Source organism: Acinetobacter sp. YH12070, from assembly GCF_013419625.1.
Lineage (GTDB): Bacteria > Pseudomonadota > Gammaproteobacteria > Pseudomonadales > Moraxellaceae > Acinetobacter > Acinetobacter amyesii.
The window spans coordinates 38,564-57,926 of sequence record NZ_VOZT01000001.1; the positions used below are offsets into that span (position 1 = coordinate 38,564).

Annotated in this window: 16 protein-coding genes and 1 pseudogene; 4 read left to right on the forward strand and 13 right to left on the reverse strand. The window is 40.9% G+C overall.

What is annotated here, in order from left to right:
* Positions 1–26 precede the first annotated feature (26 nt).
* From FTU17_RS00205 to FTU17_RS00225, 5 genes are all read right to left on the reverse strand, one after another.
* The gene (locus tag FTU17_RS00205) at positions 27–1,187 is read right to left on the reverse strand and encodes a hypothetical protein (RefSeq protein WP_180107104.1); all 1,161 of its coding nucleotides are present in this window, start codon (positions 1,185–1,187) and stop codon (positions 27–29) included.
* Between the two features lie 98 nt (positions 1,188–1,285).
* Positions 1,286–2,662, reverse strand: coding sequence for a hypothetical protein (locus FTU17_RS00210; RefSeq protein WP_180134462.1), 1,377 nt, complete (start codon positions 2,660–2,662; stop codon positions 1,286–1,288).
* Positions 2,663–2,745: 83 nt separating this feature from the next.
* Positions 2,746–2,925 (reverse strand): hypothetical protein, encoded by a 180-nt coding sequence (locus FTU17_RS00215; protein ID WP_180007056.1) that lies wholly within the window; start codon positions 2,923–2,925, stop codon positions 2,746–2,748.
* 349 nt (positions 2,926–3,274) lie between these two features.
* Entirely contained in the window at positions 3,275–3,463 is a 189-nt protein-coding gene (locus FTU17_RS00220) for a hypothetical protein (protein WP_180010237.1), read from the reverse strand.
* Between the two features lie 234 nt (positions 3,464–3,697).
* Entirely contained in the window at positions 3,698–3,946 is a 249-nt protein-coding gene (locus tag FTU17_RS00225; protein ID WP_218950844.1) for a glycine zipper domain-containing protein, read from the reverse strand.
* A gap of 237 nt (positions 3,947–4,183) precedes the next feature.
* Here FTU17_RS00225 and FTU17_RS00230 point away from each other — a divergent pair, with 237 nt between their 5' ends.
* A complete protein-coding gene (locus FTU17_RS00230) occupies positions 4,184–4,384 on the forward strand; it encodes a dodecin family protein (protein ID WP_067761311.1) in 201 nt (66 codons plus the stop codon).
* A 76-nt stretch (positions 4,385–4,460) separates the two neighbouring features.
* Here FTU17_RS00230 and FTU17_RS00235 read toward each other — a convergent pair whose 3' ends face one another.
* The 5 genes from FTU17_RS00235 to ompR all read right to left on the reverse strand — a co-directional run bounded on the left by FTU17_RS00235 (position 4,461) and on the right by ompR (position 10,037).
* Positions 4,461–5,147, reverse strand: coding sequence for a DsbA family protein (locus tag FTU17_RS00235; RefSeq protein ID WP_078189812.1), 687 nt, complete (start codon positions 5,145–5,147; stop codon positions 4,461–4,463).
* Positions 5,148–5,295: 148 nt separating this feature from the next.
* On the reverse strand, positions 5,296–5,715 hold the full coding sequence (locus FTU17_RS00240; RefSeq protein ID WP_078189811.1) for a GNAT family acetyltransferase: 420 nt from the start codon (positions 5,713–5,715) through the stop codon (positions 5,296–5,298).
* Positions 5,716–5,841: 126 nt separating this feature from the next.
* A complete protein-coding gene (locus FTU17_RS00245) occupies positions 5,842–7,359 on the reverse strand; it encodes an acetyl-CoA hydrolase/transferase family protein (protein WP_180002958.1) in 1,518 nt (505 codons plus the stop codon).
* Positions 7,360–7,565: 206 nt separating this feature from the next.
* Complete coding sequence (locus tag FTU17_RS00250) at positions 7,566–9,026, reverse strand: ATP-binding protein (RefSeq protein WP_180134463.1); 1,461 nt, start codon at positions 9,024–9,026, stop codon at positions 7,566–7,568.
* A 246-nt stretch (positions 9,027–9,272) separates the two neighbouring features.
* On the reverse strand, positions 9,273–10,037 hold the full coding sequence (ompR, locus tag FTU17_RS00255) for a two-component system response regulator OmpR (RefSeq protein ID WP_078189809.1): 765 nt from the start codon (positions 10,035–10,037) through the stop codon (positions 9,273–9,275).
* Between the two features lie 335 nt (positions 10,038–10,372).
* Here ompR and FTU17_RS00260 point away from each other — a divergent pair, with 335 nt between their 5' ends.
* The 3 genes and pseudogenes from FTU17_RS00260 to FTU17_RS00270 all read left to right on the forward strand — a co-directional run bounded on the left by FTU17_RS00260 (position 10,373) and on the right by FTU17_RS00270 (position 17,204).
* On the forward strand, positions 10,373–12,733 hold the full coding sequence (locus tag FTU17_RS00260; protein ID WP_180089629.1) for a Tex family protein: 2,361 nt from the start codon (positions 10,373–10,375) through the stop codon (positions 12,731–12,733).
* 89 nt (positions 12,734–12,822) lie between these two features.
* Positions 12,823–14,790 (forward strand): DUF2075 domain-containing protein, encoded by a 1,968-nt coding sequence (locus FTU17_RS00265; protein WP_180007251.1) that lies wholly within the window; start codon positions 12,823–12,825, stop codon positions 14,788–14,790.
* 232 nt (positions 14,791–15,022) lie between these two features.
* A pseudogene (locus FTU17_RS00270) lies at positions 15,023–17,204 on the forward strand (SulP family inorganic anion transporter).
* A 70-nt stretch (positions 17,205–17,274) separates the two neighbouring features.
* On the opposite strand, the gene FTU17_RS00275 reads toward FTU17_RS00270, so the two are convergent.
* The 3 genes from FTU17_RS00275 to FTU17_RS00285 all read right to left on the reverse strand — a co-directional run bounded on the left by FTU17_RS00275 (position 17,275) and on the right by FTU17_RS00285 (position 19,255).
* Entirely contained in the window at positions 17,275–17,589 is a 315-nt protein-coding gene (locus FTU17_RS00275) for a hypothetical protein (RefSeq protein WP_078189807.1), read from the reverse strand.
* Between the two features lie 72 nt (positions 17,590–17,661).
* On the reverse strand, positions 17,662–18,741 hold the full coding sequence (locus FTU17_RS00280; protein ID WP_180002876.1) for a patatin-like phospholipase family protein: 1,080 nt from the start codon (positions 18,739–18,741) through the stop codon (positions 17,662–17,664).
* A 106-nt stretch (positions 18,742–18,847) separates the two neighbouring features.
* Positions 18,848–19,255, reverse strand: a complete 408-nt coding sequence (locus tag FTU17_RS00285; RefSeq protein ID WP_180134464.1) for a hypothetical protein — start codon at positions 19,253–19,255, stop codon at positions 18,848–18,850.
* Positions 19,256–19,363: the final 108 nt, after the last annotated feature.

The following is a 19,363-nucleotide window of genomic DNA, read 5'->3' on the forward strand; positions in this document are numbered from 1 at the left end:
TTTTATTCGCTGTGAAATAGCGGGTTCTAGAACAAGGCTTCAAGGCGCACTAAGGCGCCCACAAAGTGGCTTTTATCGTCACGATGGTTGTTGAGGTAGTTGAGATCACCTTGGATATAAAACCATTCGCGCAGAAAGGGCTGTCGCCATGATACATAGGGTCCCCAACTGTTTAAACGCAGTTGATCGTTATTGTAAAAACCACCTGTATATAGGCCGTAGTTGAATCGGTTACCTTTAAAAAATTGGTGTTGGCGGTAACTGAAGTTATCCCATTTCAGATCATCATCCTGTGCATCTGCATAGGTCAGGTTGAATTGGTTTGAGATAAAGGGTTGGCCTGGACGAGCATGGGTTAATTCTAAATTAGTTCTTAGATAATTTTCACTATCGATACCATAACGATAAATTTGTTCGGCTAAAAAACTGTAATCATTGTCGAGTTGCCATTTTTTAGCTGCTTTTAAGCGGACATATAGGTCATCACCAGAACGTAAACCGAGATCAACGTCAGTTTCGAAGGGCAGTCGATCTGAAATTTCTGACCAACGTAACGCGAGCGAACTGTTATCTTCACGGGTTTGCTTATTGTCATAATTTTTATCACTACGCCCCGCAGGGTTTTCATTGGTAATCGCGGCATTATTTTCAAGCTCATTATCCAAAGAGTCATCACCAAACACGACGCTTAACTTTTTCTCCAAGGTCGGGAGTCTAATTTTTCCTCGTATACGTGGCTTAATTTCGTAACCGTCATGCTTATCCCAACTGTTATCTAAAATGACCCGTAGGGTTGCATTGGCAGGCTTTTCTGGCTCACTTTGCCCAAACCAGTTATCCATGCGAACGGCAGTTCGATCTGCCCAATTTCGGACTTTCTTCTGTTGTCGATCGGTCCAGCTATTATTTTCCGTTTGTTCTGTTGTCGGAACAATGGGGTGATCTGATTGTTCAGGTAAGAAGGTCGGTGTTGTATCAATCCAACGTGGAATTTGATCTAAAAAATCATAGGTCTTTGGCATGATATACGGTGAACTTTGCTCGGTTGCAGGCACATCCTGCGAATGTTCACCCTCAGTTTCATTGACGACAGCATCAGTTTCATTGGCCCAAGCAACTTGATACATCAAGCTCATTGATGCGGAAAAAAGCAAAGTCCGAATAAAGTACTGTTGTTTTTTATGCATATGTTTTGGCTCTATTTAATTATCATCTGAGTATCCTGCATCTGTAGTTTTGTTATTTTTATCGGATAAATGCAAGCCAAACTACAAAATAAATGCAATTAATCTTCGGTCATTTGCTTAAGTGCTTGATAAAGCGAAATCACATCAATGGGTTGAGGCAATTGTTGGATCACATTTTGGATGCTTTGCCAATTTAAACCTTGCTGTCGATGGAGGATCAAATAGGGAAGGGCTTGTTCAGTACGCGATAGAGTCAGGCGTTTTTGACCGTGGATTAAACGTATTTTTTGACGTTCTTGTAATAATAACAGCGGGGTATGTAGCGTCGGTTCAGGTTCATCAAAATGAATGAATTTTTGCGTATGAATTAACTGTGCCGGGATAAATGGATAATAGTCGTTTTGCGACCAAATCATTTCAGCATGCTGAGACTGTTGATAGAGCTGATCAGGTGCAGCACAGAGTTGCTCTAGATTGTCCCATGTCATGACTTTAATCGCAGCAAGTTCATGTTGATGTTGTTGGCAAAACAGCTGAGAGAGTCGAATGGCTTCCATTTGCGTTTGAGCACCAAACAACAAGAGATATTTGATGAAGCGACCTTCGGTATTGATTTGCTCTGCTAAATACAGTGGCTGGTTTTTCCAATCTGTACCATCTGTCGTATGCAATAGAACATCAAGTTGCGTTGTGAGTTCAGGCTGATCTATAAACTGCAATTCATACAAGGCCAATTGCGCATCGATGTTTTGCAGCGTTTGAACGCGAGCGGCATATTGAGCGATTTGAACCTGTTCAGGAAGTTCAACGCCTGCCATTGTCGAGTTGAGATGTTCCTCCGATGGCGCATGTGTTGGCTGCTCAATTAGAACAAGAGGAACGGTATCAGGTGCAGAAAGCTCCGGTTTATTTGTATTTGAGTTATCAAGCAACGTATCCGCTTCATTGATTTGCTTATCGCAATGATCTAGATCGACAGAACCGTCTTTATTTATCGCTTCAATTGGCAGTAGGTCGTCCACACTTGCGGCAACACAGCTTGGCGCTGTAATGATTTCATCCTTTAGGCGTAAGGTATGTAGACTTAGATCGGTATCACTGATTAAACATTTATATAGCTGTTGTTGTTCAATTAACCAATCATAGCATTCGTTAAAATTGCCCCATTCACTGAGTAAAGCCGTGCGCTGTTTGGCTGGAATCATCCACACTTGCCAACCTAATTCATGGTCATGCAGCAAGGCCCAACCCATCTCTGGATATTGATATAAAGCATTTTCAAGTGCAGCATCATGGTTAAAATAGCCACGAAATAACAATGAATATGGCGTTTGTTTGGAAAATTCAGTGGCAGCCATTTGTGGCTTAGTTAATGCACGATAACTTAATATTTGCTTTTGAAAAATCGGTTCATCGCATAAGGCAAAAATTTCATGAATCCGACGTTTAGAAAGCGCAGTTTCATAAAAACTCAAAGCACGATGTTCAAGTTGATGGGTCAGTACATGGATTTATTTTATTAATTGTACTTTGTCTTGTAAATTCATTTGTCCACTTCCTAAAGGACTTTTTGTGCTTTTTCTAAATATTTAGCCAATACAATATTGGTTGCAAGTTCTACTAATTTATATTCAGCCGAATTCGGGTTTCGATATGTATTGGCCAATTCAATCAGGTGCTCAATATCTATGACCTGCGGTGAAATTTTTCCTTGTATCAGTGCCTGAAGTTCTTGCATAGGACAATGTAAATTTAAAAATAAAGAAGTCGATTAGTTCATTTGATTATAGAGATTTCATTAAAAAAACATGGAAATAAATGTCAGCTTCTACAAATTAAGCGTTAAATATGACAATTAATGCGCATTTTGTTTAAAAATAATACCAAATCATTAGCTTAAAGATAGGTTTTGCAAAAGATATAGCGGTATGGTTTGATCAATTTTTTTGAAGTCATCATCAGCGATCGAGCGCTTTTAGATGTTCATTTTTAATGTTAAGTAAAGAATAAAGCCCAAAGTAAAGGCACATAAAATAAAAAACCGATGGTGGGAGCCATCGGTTTTTTATGGAAAAATCAGCTAAAAATTATGCTTTTTTTTCTGTGTTTGTTACAACTTTAGTTGTATCTGCAGCAGGTGCTTTGTTATCTGCATTGGCAGTTTCAGCAGTCACAGCTTTTTTTACTGGAAAATCTGGTACATAAACGATTTGTGCAGAAACAGTTGCAGAAAGCGCCATCACAGCAACAGCCATAGCATATTTGATTGCGTTCATTTGTGTATTCCTATCAATCATTAGTGACTCAAAAAATGAGTCAGGGAGAAAATTAATCACTTGAATTTATGTGAAAATAATATCAAAAAATAATCAATTAAAAATGATCGATTCGGCAACGCAAGATAAACGGTATGAATTAATATTTATATAAAACAATCTATTAGAGTTATTGCTCTAGAGCTTTTGGTGGCTGAGTGACAGCGTTGTATCACTCAGATAAAGATGAAAAATCTATGAATGTTTGGCACATTTCTTTTCATAGACTTTGCCTGCGATACCACCAATAATGGCACCGCTGATCGTGCCAAAAACGGGCAAAATACTGCCTGCAACAGCACCGATCGCAGCACCTTTGACGGTCGGAGAAAAACGCGAGAGAAAGCTATTCTTCCCTGTTTGCGACTCGTTGGCGGTTGCTTGAGGGGTTGTATTGGTAGATAGATCGGTTTCAGCAGAAGTTACTTGAGGTTCAATTGTCATGACATTACTCCCGAGCATGATCATTAGAAGAATGAAGCTTTTAGCCTAATCGGAAGCGACCGCAGCTTAAACAGAAAGCATGTAATAAATGATGGTCAGTTTGTAATCCCTCGAAGTGGAATTCACTCCTGTGTAAGACATGTAATATTTTGCTGTTTTGATGTTTAAAAAATAACCAAAATAAGCGACTTAATCATATGATGAAGATTCAAAATCATAACAATGAGGATAAATACAATGTCTGTTGCTAAAGTCGTTGAAGTAAATGCAAGTAGCACAAAAAGTTTTGAAGATGCAATTCAAACGGGAATTAATAAAGTCACTGAAACTGTGAAAAACGTTCAGGGTGCATGGATTAATGAACAAAAAGTCGTGGTGAAAGACAATAAAATTGCAGAATATCGAGTGAACTTAAAAATCAGCTTCTTGGTGGAATAAGTTTCATTTTATTGATGTTAAAAACTGATCATAAAAAATCCCCGAAGTTCGGGGATTTTTGTTTGAACACGCTGAATTATTTTTCAGGCGTTTCACAGCTTTCATCATTACATACAGGTGTAGGAGCAAGTTCAGGAAGTTCCGCAGCTTTGTCCATCACTTGTTTAAACACGTCTTTCGGTTGAGCGCCAGCTAATGCAATACGTTGCTCAAAGACAAAAAACGGTACACCGGTGACTTTAAGTTGGTCGCGTGCTACTTCTTCGTCGTATTTAACGAAATCGGCAAATTCATCTGAGTCTAATAAGTCATCAACTTCAACAGGGTTTAGACCAATACGAGATGCAACATCTTCTATGGTTTCACGTTCACCAATGGCCAAGCCTTGCGTCATATAGCTATAGAAGAACGCTTCTTTGGCTTCACTACCGAGACCTTTGCTTTGTGCAAGATGAATCAAGCGGTGCGCGTTGAAAGTATTGCCTGAATTGGCTTTTTGCCAGTTAAATTCAATACCTTCAGCTTTTGCCATTTCGGCAATATTGCGCTGCATTTCTTCAACTTCTTCAATACTACGGCCATATTTTTGAGCCAGACGTTCAGTATTGGAAATTTCTAGGCGAGCGGGCGCATCTGCATCAAGTTGATAGCTATGCCAAAACACTTCAAGTTCTACACCCGATTCTTCGGCAGCAGCTTCAAGGCGTTTTTTCGCAATATAACAAAATGGGCAAACCACGTCTGACCAGATATCTACACGCATGGGAAATCTCTTTTCTATGTTCTGGGAAAATGATGGGGGCAAATCCTAAAATTTAAAGCCAAGCAATGCAATCCATTTTTGTTTCGATGGCGCAATGTCGAATTTTTTTGATGTTGATACAAGGCTTGACCGAAGATTTGTCTGGCCACTAATCCGTGATTAAACGTTTACCCAAACAAATCACTTCAACCTCTTCATAGCCCAATTGTTCATAAAAATTTTGTACGTCAATGTTGTCTTGGCGAATCAGTAATTGAAGTTTTGGACAGCCTAAAGCAATTAAGCGTTTTTCTAATTGCTGAATGAGGGCAGTAGCGACACCATTTCGCTGAAAATGTGGATGTACGGCGAGATAATTGACCCAGCCTCGATGTCCATCATAGCCACCCATCACAGTTGCGATCAATTGATCATCTTTGACAGCCAATAAAAATAATTGATCACGTTGAGCCAATTTTCGAAATATATCAATTTCAGGGTTATTCCATGGACGGGTCAGATCACACAGTTCCCAAAGTGCAATCACATCATCTAAATCAGATTCGAGATAGGGGCGGATAATAAACATAATTTTTGTTTTAGCATGTATTTTGACCAATCTAGATTAGTCGAGTTTTGCAGACTTGATAAGTCATATTGAAAAATAAAAGCCATAAAAAAACGCTCCGAAGAGCGTTTTTTTATTCACTGTCAATTAAGCAGTTTTCACTTCAGGTTGAGCAGCTAACATGTAGCCGTTCTCTTCGAAGTTGATGTGCCAAGACAATGCTTCACGTAGAAGGTGAGGTGTTTGACCACCTTTCGCACATGCACGGTCGAAGTAATCATTTAGCGCATCACGGTACATAGGGTGAGCACAGTTGTCGATTACTGCACGAGCACGTTCACGTGGAGCAAGACCACGTAAGTCAGCAAGACCTTGTTCAGTAACTAAGATGTCAACGTCGTGTTCAGCATGGTCAATGTGAGAAGCAAATGGAACAACAGAAGAAATGTCGCCGCCTTTTGCAATTGATTTAGTCACGAAGATCGCCAAGTGTGCATTACGTGCGAAGTCACCTGAACCACCGATACCGTTCATCATTTTTGTACCGCAAACGTGAGTTGAGTTCACGTTACCGTAGATATCAAACTCAAGCGCAGTGTTGATACCGATGATACCTAAACGACGTACAAGTTCTGGATGGTTAGAAATTTCTTGTGGACGTAATACAAGTTTGTCTTTGTATTGTTCAAGGTTATTAAATACTTTTTCGCCATATTTAGCAGAAAGCGTAATAGAAGAACCTGAAGCAAATTTCATTTTGCCTGCGTCGATCAATTCAAATGTACAGTCTTGAAGTACTTCAGAGTACATGATCAAGTCTTCAAAGTTCGAATCTTTAAGACCAGTCAATACTGCGTTTGCAATTGAACCGATACCTGCTTGTAATGGACCAAGGTTTTTCGGTAAACGACCTTCTTCTACTTCTTTTTCAAAGAAAGCGATAAGGTGGTTAGCAATACCTTGAGTTTCATCATCAGGTGCAGTCACTGTAGATGGAGAGTCATGCAATTCGTTGTTAAATACGATACCTACGATTTTTGAAGGATCGATGTTGATTGCATGTGTACCAATACGTTCGTCAACATGAGTCAATGGAATCGCTTGACGTGTTGGACGATATGTTGGGATATAAATATCGTGTAAGCCTTCGAATGCTGGGCTTAAGTTGGTGTTGATTTCAACAATCACTTTTTCAGCAAAAATTGCGAAGCTTGCAGAGTTACCTACAGACGTTGTAGGAATGATGCCACCATCTTCAGTGATCGCAACAGCTTCAATAATTGCCACATCAGGCTTTTTAAGCTGAAGGTTACGCATTTGTTCAACTGTTTCAGACAAATGCTGATCGATGAACATCACTTCGCCTTTATTGATGGCTTTACGTAATGTGTTGTCTACTTGGAACGGTAAACGACGAGCAAGAACACCTGCTTCAGTCAATTTTTTGTCCAAATCGTTACCCAAGCTCGCGCCAGTAATTAGGGTAATTTTAAGAGGATTAGCATGAGCCTGTTGAACCAACGCTAAAGGTACAGCTTTCGCTTCACCTGCGCGTGTGAAACCACTCATACCTACCGTCATACCATCCTGAATGAATTCAGCAGCTTTTTCTGCGCTGATAACTTTGTCGTGAAGGGCAGCTAAACGGATGCGATCTAAAGACATCATATACTCTCGTGAAATTCTCAAAACTGATACGGATTGTACCGATCAAAAAAGCCATTTTGCATACCTGTTAGGCTAAGGTCTAATTTTTTGAAAAAATGTGGGTATAAGATTTTATTATGATTTTTAAACCACTGAATAATAAGGTTAAAAATATCAATGGTTAAAGCTTAAACAAAACTGTTCGTTGCTTTTTTGAACGCTTGTTAAAAGCGTTCAGTTAAACTTTGCTTAATTTTTTCCAATGGGCTGTTGTTTAATATTTCATCATTTTCGAGTTTTTGCAGTGGTAAAGAAATGATCGCTTCGAGTCCACCTTCTGCTCGATTGTGAATTGAAAGTTGACCTTCGTGAATATCCACAATACGTTTTACAATGGCTAAACCGAGTCCACTGCCTTGAATGGTACGTGCATCATTACCACGTACAAAAGGTTGCATCAGGTCTTCAATTTGGTCTTCAGGAATCCCTTCGCCATTATCGGCAACGCGAATTTGAATATGGTCACCTTCATATTCGGTAGACAGTTCAATCGGCTCGGCACCATAGCGTTTTGAGTTATTGATTAAGTTGCCTATTAATCGTTTTAAGGACAGGCTACGTGCTTGAATAATCGGTAAGTCTTGAGGTTCAAAGCGAATATCTAAAGGTTTAAATTGAATCACTAATTCCTGCAATAGCGCATTTAAATCAGTATCTTGCGGAACTTCATCTGAACCATCTCGCATATACGAAATGAACTGATTCAGAATCGCATCCATATCTTCAACATCGTAAATCAGACCTTCTTTTAGGAAGTCATCATCAGGCATCATTTCTGCGCTGAGTCGAATACGGGTCAGCGGAGTACGCAAATCGTGGGAAATACCGGCCAACATGATACGACGATCACGTTCAGTTTGTTCCAGCGTGTAGACCATGTGGTTAAAGGCTTGGTTTACTTCACGGATTTCTTGTGGCCCATGGTTGGTTTCTAAATAAGGTGCAGTGCCGTGTTTACTATAGTTGTTTGCCGCATCTTGTAAACGTTTTAGTGGACGGTTGAGCTGACGAACCAAGGTTAAGATAATGATGCCAGCAATCAGCGGAATACCCAATAACCAACCTAAAATCAGCTCTGCGCTATAGTTGGCATAGGTTTTTAAAGGCTCGCGAACCCAGTTTCCATTCATTTCTGGAGTTTGAACCCAGATGCGTGGGTCAGGTTTAAATTGGAAATACACGGTCGCATTATCAATGCGCATTTCTTTGGCCAGTTTCTTTTCAATTTGATTGGTAAAGAACTCTGCAATCACTTTGTCTTTGACATTGGGGAATTCTTTCGGATCGGTCACATATTCGATCCCGACACGGTTGCGCATCCAGTCGTCGACATCTACTTCGGCATTGTTATGAAAAATCCGTAAATCAGGATTGTTAATGATTTCAAGTTCGACCGCGAGGTAACGAGCATGTTGTTGAATTTCGGGTAAATAGAGTGTGCGCCAAAAGAACCATAAGGACATAAACAGGCTAAAAAACACCACAAATAAGACCAATACGGTGGTCCGCATGGCTGCAGAGCGGGGTTTGATTTTATCGAGGAAGCGTTCCCAAGGTGTCCGTTTTTTTTCGGAGTAGGTAACGTAGTCGGTAAATTCCTGTGGGTCGATGGGTTCGAGTTTCACGCAGAATCCTTTAAGCAAATTTTTTGAAAGGCAGTTTTTATTCTTTGCGATGGAATCTTACTGCTGGAACGTTCTTCGGGAGGAGTTCGTTATGTTACTTTTTAAAAAAGTAACCAAAATTTTTGCCATTCGCTGAACTCGCACACATTACTTTTATTCATTCAATTTCAAGTGGCTCAGACAGCAGCGAATGGTATTTCCGGACATGAGGTACGGTGACTCGATTCTCAGGTCTTATTTTATGGCTTATTCAGCACCATCTGGAACAAAGACATAACCTACGCCCCAAACGGTTTGAATATAGCGCGCACGTGCTGGGTTTTCTTCAACCAAACGACGTAGGCGAGAAACCTGAACGTCAATTGAACGTTCCATAGCACCCCATTCACGACCACGAGCAAGATTCATTAACTTGTCGCGTGTCAGTGGTTCACGTGGGTGTTGAACTAATGCTTTGAGTACGGCAAATTCACCCGTTGTTAATGTGACGACTTGACCTTCACGGGTTAAGGTACGTGTAGATAGGTCGAGTGACCAAGGACCAAAAGACACCACTTCCATTTGTTGGCTTGGTGCGCCCGGAACTTCACGCACTTGGCGACGTAGTACTGCACGAATACGAGCTAATAGCTCATTCGGGTTAAATGGTTTTGGTAAATAGTCATCTGCACCGGCTTCAAGTCCAGCAATACGGTCTGAATCGCTACCACGAGCGGTCAGCATAATGATCGGGGTGTCGATGCTAGATTGGCGCAGACGGCGGCAAATACTCAAGCCATCTTCAACAGGCAACATAAAGTCGAGCACAATCAGGGAAAAGAGTTCCCGCTGCAACAGACGATCCATCTGAGTCGCATCATGTGCGGTTTTGACAACAAAACCTTTATCTTCTAGGAAGCGTTGTAAGAGGGTGCGTAGACGCACATCATCATCGACAACCAGAATGCGTTCGACTCGGTCGGTTTCGGCTTGTACGGCATCTGTTTTTTCAGCAGGTACAACTAAACTCATGACGTGCTCCTTATTCTTTATTGTCATCGTAAACAAAAAGTCGATTTCACTTGAGTATACGATTCATTTATATAAATTTACTATGCTCTAAAGCAACAAATATTGCAGTTAAAATCAAGACATAGATACCAAATGTATACATGTTGTTCGAATCAGTTTGCTTGTCTAAGTCTCGCTAATTTGTTGTTTCATAGTCAGTTTCGTAAAAAAATGTGTATTTGAGATGAATTGGCATTAAAAACCACGAATAAATTTATAAAAACAATTGTGGATTTTATGGTCTTGGTCTTTATAATCATGGCTTTTAGAACTTATCCTTGCAGGGATCTAATACGATGACTGACTTAGTTCAGCAGTTGGCAAAAGAAATTGCCGTACGTCCAAATCAAATTGAAGCTGCCATCAAGCTCATTGATGAAGGTGCCAGTGTTCCATTTATCGCACGTTACCGTAAAGAAGTGACGCAAGGTCTGGACGATACTCAATTACGTCAGCTCGATACACGTCTGACTTACCTGCGTGATTTATTTGAGCGCCGTGAAAAGGTAATCGAATCTCTAAAAGAACAAAACAAGTTATCTGATGACTTACTTGCTCGCGTGAATGCAGCAGAAACTAAAAATGCTTTAGAAGAGATTTACGCGCCGTATCGTCCAAAACGTACCAGTAAATCATTTAAAGCAAAAGAAGCGGGTTTAGGCCCAATCGCTGAAAAAATCTTTAATGAAGCGGTAGACCCAACCGAAGCTTTAGTTGGTTTTAGTCATGAAGATTATGCTGATGTTGAAAGCCAATTAGATGCGATTCAACACATTTTAATTGATGACTGGGCACAAAATATTGCATTAACTACTGAGCTAAAAGCGACATTTGCGAAAACTGCAGTGTTGAAAAGTTTAGTTGCAAGCGATGAGAAAAAAGAAGTCGGTAAAAAATTCCGTGATTACTTTGATTTCTCTGAAAGCTTAAATAAAGTCCCTTCACACCGTTTATTGGCGATGCTCCGTGGCCGTCAAGAAAATGTCTTGGGCTTAAAAGTCGATGGTGAAGATGATGCACCATTGGCTCGTATTGATACTGAATACAATTTAGAAACAGCACAACCACAAGCACGTGCAGATTTCTTAAAACAAACTGCAAAATTATTCTGGCTCGGTAAAGTTCGTCCTGCGATTGAACATTCATTATTGACTGAAAAACGTTTGGCTGCTGAAGCTGAAGCGATGGATGTCTTTGCTGAAAACCTACGTCATTTATTACTTTCTGCTCCTGCAGGCGCACGTTGCACATTGGGTGTAGACCCTGGCATCCGTACGGGTGTGAAATTGGCTGTTGTGAATGCATCAGGTGATGTTCTTGCACATAGCACGATTTACCCATTTGCTCCGAAAGAAGACAAAGCTGGTTCAGTGGCTGAACTTGCCCGTCTATGTCGTGAGTTTAATGTTGAACTGATTGCCATTGGTAACGGTACTGCAAGCCGTGAAACTGAAGCTGTTGTGGCTGAAATGATGGCAGCAAATACAGACTTGAACTTGATTCGTGTGTCAGTATCTGAGGCAGGCGCGTCGGTTTACTCAGCATCTGAATTGGCGTCAAATGAATTGCCAGATTTAGATGTATCGATCCGCGGTGCTGTATCGATTGCACGTCGTTTACAAGATCCATTGGCTGAACTTGTGAAGATTGATCCTAAATCGATTGGTGTGGGTCAATACCAACATGATGTGAACCAAACCGGTTTGGCAAAAACGCTAGAAGCGGTTGTGGAAGACTGTGTGAACTCAGTAGGTGTTGATGTCAACACAGCATCATCTGCTATTTTGGGTTATATCGCGGGTCTAAATAAATCGATTGCACAGCAAATCGTTGAATTCCGCAAAGAAAATGGTCGTTTTGATAACCGTCAAAGTTTGAAGAAAGTACCTCGTTTAGGCGAACGTACCTTTGAACAAGCAGCAGGTTTCTTACGTATTCAAGATGGTTCTGAACCATTGGATGCATCTGCAGTTCACCCAGAGTCATATGACTTGGTGGCAAAAATTGTGGAAGCTAAAGCGACGACTGTAAAAGATATTATTGGTAATACTGAAATTATCCGTCAGGTCGATGCAGCAGCATTTGTAAATGACCAATTTGGTTTGCCAACGATTCAGGACGTTTTATCTGAACTTGAAAAACCAGGTCGTGACCCGCGTCCAGAGTTCCGTACGGCAAAATTCCGTGAAGACATCACTGAAGTGGCTCAGTTGACTGAAGGTTTACAGCTTGAAGGTGTGGTTACAAATGTGACGAACTTCGGTGCATTCGTGGATGTGGGTGTACACCAAGACGGTTTAGTGCATATTTCTGAACTTGCAAATGAATTTGTTGCAGATCCGCACAAAGTCGTGAAACCAGGTCAAATTGTTCAAGTTCGTGTCTTGAATGTCGATGTTGAGCGTAACCGTGTTAACTTGTCTATGCGTGCAGAAGGTGCTGCTGCAGCGAAATCACAACGTCAACCACGTCGTGACAATGTACAGCAAGAACAACGAGGTGAGCGTAAGCCACATGCGAAACGTCCACAGCATGCTCGTCCGCAAGGTGACCGCCCACAAGGTCATAAAAAACCTCAAGCAGCGAAACCACAAGAAAATAAAATTGGTGGTTTAGGTGCGTTGTTATTACAAGCAGGGATTAAAGGTTCGAAGTAATCTTTAACTGTTAAAAAAACCTCCCATTTGGGAGGTTTTTTTATATAAGATTAAAACAATCAAAGCTTAAATAAACTTAGAAGACCATAATGTTACGTAGTTATTATCAGGGTTCAGTGCAACAATTCATACATACAAATGAACAAGAAATTATGGGGGCTTTGGCACTACAGCATGAATTTGCATTGGAAGATTTACAAAAGAACGCTTGGTTAAAACAAATTGAGATTTTAAAACAACAGTTGGATTTTTTAGATGAGGGAGAAATCTTTTTTGAATTCTCTATTCCACGGATGGGTAAGCGCGTAGATAACATTCTTTTGATACGTAATTTAATTTTTGTTATTGAATTTAAAGTAGGTGAAAAGAGTTACCCACAATATGCTAAGACTCAGGTCATAGATTATTGTTTGGATTTGTTGAATTTTCATGAAGGTAGTCATCAGCAAAAGGTCATACCACTTTTAATTTCAACCCAAGCTCAAAGTTGTGAACAGTCATGGTCAGCGGTATCCACTTATCAAGATACTTTATGCTGTAACACCCATAATTTACGGATTGTAATCGAACAAGCGCTTTATCAATTTGCAGGTCTTACGCAACTTAATATCAAACAGTGGGTTGAGTCTCGATATAAACCAACACCCACAATTATTGAAGCAGCTCAGGCGTTATATCAAGGTCATACAGTGGATGAAATTTCTAGAAGTGATGCCGGTGCAAAAAATTTAGCGATCACTTCGAAAAAAATCGAACAAATTATTGAAGATGCAAAATTAACAAATAAAAAAACGATTTGTTTTTTAACGGGTGTACCTGGTGCAGGAAAGACATTGGCCGGTCTTAATATTGCGAACCAGCGTTTAAAAACAAATGAACAAGAACATTCTGTATTTTTATCTGGGAATGGTCCTTTAGTTGATGTTTTACGTGAAGCATTGGTTCGAAATACCGTGGAACTTGCTAAGCAACAAACAGAAAAAAAGACGCGATCTGAGGCAGAACGTGAAGCCAAAGCCTTTATACAAAATATTCATCATTTTAGAGATCATTATTTGAAGTCAAATGAGGTGCCAATCGAAAAAGTCGTTATTTTTGATGAAGCTCAAAGGGCCTGGCAAAAGGATCAGGTTTCAAACTTTATGAAACAGAAAAAAGGTATTGATAATTTTTCGATGTCTGAACCAGAGTTTCTCATTAGTGTTATGGATCGCCACGCTGATTGGTGTGTCGTTGTTTGCCTGATTGGTGGTGGGCAGGAGATTAACACTGGAGAAGCAGGTGTTTCTGAATGGCTATCAGCATTAGAACATAAATACCCGAAATGGAAGATCTACTTTTCTAACAAAATTTTGCAGGATAAAGTCTATTTAACTGATCCTAAACAACAATTCTGGGTTCAAAAAAATGGAAAAAATGAGGAAGATTTACATCTTGCTGTTTCTGTCCGGTCATTTCGCAGCGAACAAGTTTCACATTTGATTCAACATGTATTAGATGGTGATGCAAAGTCCGCGAAAGAAACTTACCATATGATGTCCCAAGATTATCCTATTCTGCTTTGTCGTGATTTTAATGTTGCTAAACAGTGGTTAAAAAGAAAGGCTAAGGGTTCAGAGCGCTTTGGGGTTATTGCTAGTTCGGGTGCCAGACGTTTAAAAGCCGAAGGTATTGATGTAAAGAATAAAATAACACCTGCAGATTGGTTTTTGAATTCAAATACAGATGTACGTTCTGCGTATTATTTGGAAGATATTGCAACTGAGTTTGATGTGCAAGGCTTGGAAATAGATTACAGTTGCGTGGCATGGGATATTAATTTTTATTTTGATCAAGATTGGCAATTTCAAGCCTTTAAAGGTAGTCGATGGCAAAATATAAGGCAAACTGAAAAGCAGAAATACCTGTTAAATGCATATCGAGTGCTACTGACTCGGGCGCGACAAGGTATGGTGTTGTATATACCATCTGTAGATGACAGTGACTGGACTCGTCCCAAGAAATATTATGATTCGACGTATAATTTTTTGAAGCAATGTGGTTTCAATACGCTATAAAAAACCTCCCATTTGGGAGGTTTTTTTATTTCTTTTAAGGCTTATCAAAGATAAATGAGCTGAATCTTAAACTTCGCAATAAAGTGTAAAAATCACACAAATCACGTATCAAAACACACTATAGAATCGTTCGATTGTCAGACAATATAAGTCACGCCATAAAGTGGTCACAAACTTTAGGCTTTACATACTTACATCTAATTATTTGATATTTATTATAAACGGTAAAATGATGACATCTAAAATTGAACGACATCGATTTCATATTCACGACTTTTTATCTGGAACAGTGGTATTTCTCGTGGCTTTACCGCTATGCCTAGGCATTGCATTGGCTTCTGGCGCACCGATTCTCTCTGGCATTATTTCCGGCATTGTCGGTGGTATTTTAGTCGGAGCATTGAGTGGCTCACATATCAGTGTTGCAGGGCCAGCAGCAGGTTTAACAGCAGTCATTTTGGTACAGCTTGAACTACTCGGCGGCAACTATGCCGCCTTTTTATTGTGTATTGTTTTTGCCGGTATTTTACAGATTGGATTTGGCATATTTCGGCTCGGTTTCTTTGCCAACTTTATTCCAAACAATGTCATATTGGGTTTATTGGCAGCCATCGGACTGATCTTGATTGGGAGTCAAATACCTTATCTATTTGGCTTGAACCAATTTTCATGGTCTGTGCTGTGGCAGTCACAGCCGCTCGATTTGCAATGGGATATCGGTGCCGTTCTGATCGGTATCGGTAGCCTTGTGCTGATGTTGCTATGGGAGCAGAGCCCATGCAAAAAGTGGGTTCTGCCTTCTGCTTTAGTTGCTGTTGTCCTCGCTGCACTGTGCAATGCTGTGTTGGTACTCAGTGGTTCGTCTTATGCAGTTCATCCATCGAACCTCATCCAACTTCCAAATCTTTGGGATCAACCACAAAATGTGATGATCTTTCCAGATTGGACCGCTTTAAATAATCCACTGATTTACACGGGTGCTATCACTTTGGCGGTTGTGGCGTCATTAGAAACTTTATTAAATTTAGAAGCAGCAGATAAATTAGATCCGCATAAGCGCTCTTCACCCCCCCAATCGAGAGTTATGGGCGCAAGGCATCGGTAATGTCGTTTCGGGCGCTATAGGCGGGATGCCGCTAACTTCAGTAATTGTCCGTAGTTCGGTCAATGCCAGTGCCGGAGCTAAAAGTAAATGTTCTGCTATCTTTCATGGCGTGTTGCTCTTGTTTGCCGTGCTGTGTTTAGTGCCTTTGATGAACATGATTCCGCTTTCAGCATTAGCTGCAATTTTAATCCTCACAGGTTTTAAACTGACACATCCCAAATTGTTTAAACAGCTGTATTTAAAAGGTTGGAAACAATTTATTCCTTTTATTATTACCTTATTGGCGATTTTATTCACAGACTTATTGCTCGGAATCTTGATTGGTTTAGCCAGTAGTGCGGCCTTCATTTTATACGCCAATTTTAATAAGGGGCTGAAGGTGTATAAAGAGCATCATTTACATGGGGTGATTACACGGATTGAATTGCCTTCACAAGTCAGTTTTCTCAACCGGTCGGCATTAATCTCGGCATTGGAACATATCCATCGCGGTGAACAAGTGGTGATTGATGCCACACATGTGAGTGATATGGATGCTGATATTTTCCAACTCATTCAAGAGTACCAACAGGAAAAGGCTGTGCAGCGTAAAGTGCAAGTACAGTTGATTGGTTTCAAGACACACTATGCCGATGCGCAGGAGGCGGCATTAGATATAGATATCAGTACCGCAGCTTTACAGCAACGTTTGACGCCAGAGGCCGTGCTCGCTTTGCTCAAAGCAGGCAATGAACGTTTTGTACAAAATGAGCGTTTGCAACGAGATATCTATCGTCAACTGCGGGTGACCGCAGAAGAAGGGCAGCATCCGATTGCGGCAGTGTTAGGTTGTATGGATTCTCGTGCGCCGACTGAAATGATTTTTGATGTTGGAATTGGTGATTTATTTAGTTTGCGCATAGCGGGGAATGTCGCGGGGCAAAAAGTTTTGGGTTCATTGGAATTTGCCTGCGAAGCCAAAGGCGCCAAAGTGATCGTAGTGCTTGGTCATACGGACTGTGGTGCGGTTAGCAGTGCTTGTCAGTTGTATTTAGCTGGTCAATCGATACAGAGCCTGACGCGTATGCCGCATATTCAATATGTGCTGGGGCCACTCAATGAGTCTGTATCGCGTGTTGCCGAATTGATGCAACCACAAACGCTGAGTCCGGCATTTTTAGAGCAAGTGACGCAAATGAATGTGCATTACAACATCCGCTATATTTTGCAAAATAGTGAAGTGCTACAGCAATTGGTGCAAGAAGGTAAAGTGGCGATTGTTGGTGCAGTGTATGATGTAAGAACTGGACGGGTTAATTTCTTCGGATAAATAAAATCTGATGACATAAAAAAGGATCATCATGAACACATGATGATCCTTTTTATTGAACTAAAATACACTAGCGAATCATCGGTACGATCCAACTGGTAATGATCAGCAAAATACCGAAATGTCCCAATTTACGGGTCACATATACCAATTTTGACGGCTTTTGTTCCAATTGTTTCGCATAGTCTTCGATGCTAATGCCTTGTTTTGCATTACTGGTAAATAAAAACACCGCCAAATCGATACAAATTAAAATCGTACCAACATCTGCCACCACTTCCATTAAATCGTATTGGCCGCTGATCAAGGCGGTTGACACTTGATAAACAAGGAAAAGTGCAAAAGCGATGCAGGCATACTGCAAAACAGTTAAAAATATCCGCATAAATCTATACTAAATAAGCTCAAAATTTTGAAATAGGATTATAGCGTCCCTCGCAAGAGATTACTGTAACGCTCAGAGTGCTTGCATGACTGCTGGGAAATGTTGCTTTTCAACCAACTCCAAAAACTCATCGCCCATACGCTGACTTTCAGCCACACATTGATTCCACATTTTAATGCGTTGTTGGTTGTCTAAGCCTTTGAGGGTAAAGTCTTTACGGTCAGGCAGTCGGCCAAGCGGCAAGCTTGCAAGGTATTCTTGTGAAGGTGACAGTAACAGGGTACGCGCCTGATTTTCAGGATTGGCTTGGCGTTTAAATAATTTATCAAACCAACCTGGGGTGATGCTATCCGTGAAATGTGGATACAGCACGATGCCCTGACTTTGGAAGGGTAGGTCAATATGATAGTCAATCAGGCCGCCATCGCGGTAACTGCCTTGTGGCGCATCAGGGATATCACGTATCGCGGCCATGACACCGGGAATAGATGCAGAAGCCATAAGCCACGGCATGACACTGTCTTGAGTCAATGCATGGTAATGCGTGGTAAAGCCATCATCCGCCACGGTAAATTGATGACCTGACACAGGCTGACTAATTACACGCTGCATGAAATAACGACTGTGTTTACGTGCGAGCGCTGTCGTGCCCACGATCCCTGCGACAGAGGCTAACAGAGGCAGGGCTTTATCACTTTGGAAAATATGCTGAGCTTTGACTGAAAGCACAGTGAGGTGATAATCCGGGTGATTAACCAGTGCCGCTTCTTGACCTTGAATCAAATCGATCAGCATGCCACGACACACATCGCTGACTTCTTGACGGCTCATCTTTTTATGAAAGCTCAGATTGGTATACAGCTCAGAGAGGCGTTTCGTCCCTTCAATGGCTCCCCAAGCAGCAATACTGGCAAAGCGCCAACTGCCAATCGATGAACCAATTAAAGTACGCTTTTGTTGCGCGCGTGGCAAAAAGTCAGCAAAAATCGCCTGATCTAAACCTTGAATACCAATGCCTTTCGGACCACCCGCAGCACCGGGCAGGATATCCACTTGAGCAGCGTTTAAACCCTCTTGTTCAATCAGTTGGCGGGCTAAATGGCCAGCACGGATATTGAGCGCAGGCGGTCTTTTTTGCAAAATTTGAGTCATGGTAGTCGCTTAAAATACAGTCGTAGAATTATTCTAGTGCGTTTTTGCACAGACCCAATGGCTGAAACTTCCGACAAATGACTTCTCAGTCATATCAGGGCGTCTCTCAGGAATGCTGTAATAGTTGTTCGTTATGCCGATGCAATTGAAACAAACTGAGGCAGACGATTGCCCATGTCGCCATTGGAAAGACCGCCCAAGCAAATAGGTTAATGATAAAAATCACGGCCCCAGCTAATAACCAATAATTTAACCCCGCCATCAGCTTTTGCTGTGGCAAACAAAGTAGGAATAAACAGGGAAGTGCATTAAAGAGAATGATCCACCAAAATGTAGCGCTATGCTGCATCCGATACAGGGTGGTGTTGGCTGTCGGTTGCCAGTTTAGAAAAGGCATGTGCATATTTAATTGAACCAACACATCGAGCAGGGTCGAAAAACTATACAGCAAGGCCGTTGCACATGCTCGGAGAGGGGTTCGACCATACAGTACCCCTAAATAACTGTATGACATGGCGTTCAGCCTTATTTAAATTTTTGAATTTTTTGTTTTTATGGCTTTAAGCCTTTTATTGTCAAAAGGCTTAAAGGAGCTATGGATACATCAAGATCATTTAAACAC

Excerpts from the sequence above, each read along its gene's own strand:
- FTU17_RS00230 (WP_067761311.1), top strand. The coding sequence starts at position 4,184 with ATGTCTGTTGCTAAAGTCGTTGAAGTAAATGCAAGTAGCACAAAAAGT.
- FTU17_RS00275 (WP_078189807.1), bottom strand. The coding sequence starts at position 17,589 with ATGCGGATATTTTTAACTGTTTTGCAGTATGCCTGCATCGCTTTTGCA.
- FTU17_RS00225 (WP_218950844.1), bottom strand. The coding sequence starts at position 3,946 with ATGACAATTGAACCTCAAGTAACTTCTGCTGAAACCGATCTATCTACC.
- FTU17_RS00240 (WP_078189811.1), bottom strand. The coding sequence starts at position 5,715 with ATGTTTATTATCCGCCCCTATCTCGAATCTGATTTAGATGATGTGATT.
- ompR (WP_078189809.1), bottom strand. The coding sequence starts at position 10,037 with ATGAGTTTAGTTGTACCTGCTGAAAAAACAGATGCCGTACAAGCCGAA.
- FTU17_RS00260 (WP_180089629.1), top strand. The coding sequence starts at position 10,373 with ATGACTGACTTAGTTCAGCAGTTGGCAAAAGAAATTGCCGTACGTCCA.
- FTU17_RS00245 (WP_180002958.1), bottom strand. The coding sequence starts at position 7,359 with ATGTCTTTAGATCGCATCCGTTTAGCTGCCCTTCACGACAAAGTTATC.
- FTU17_RS00220 (WP_180010237.1), bottom strand. The coding sequence starts at position 3,463 with ATGAACGCAATCAAATATGCTATGGCTGTTGCTGTGATGGCGCTTTCT.
- FTU17_RS00285 (WP_180134464.1), bottom strand. The coding sequence starts at position 19,255 with ATGTCATACAGTTATTTAGGGGTACTGTATGGTCGAACCCCTCTCCGA.
- FTU17_RS00265 (WP_180007251.1), top strand. The coding sequence starts at position 12,823 with ATGTTACGTAGTTATTATCAGGGTTCAGTGCAACAATTCATACATACA.
- FTU17_RS00280 (WP_180002876.1), bottom strand. The coding sequence starts at position 18,741 with ATGACTCAAATTTTGCAAAAAAGACCGCCTGCGCTCAATATCCGTGCT.
- FTU17_RS00205 (WP_180107104.1), bottom strand. The coding sequence starts at position 1,187 with ATGCATAAAAAACAACAGTACTTTATTCGGACTTTGCTTTTTTCCGCA.
- FTU17_RS00215 (WP_180007056.1), bottom strand. The coding sequence starts at position 2,925 with ATGCAAGAACTTCAGGCACTGATACAAGGAAAAATTTCACCGCAGGTC.
- FTU17_RS00235 (WP_078189812.1), bottom strand. The coding sequence starts at position 5,147 with ATGCGTGTAGATATCTGGTCAGACGTGGTTTGCCCATTTTGTTATATT.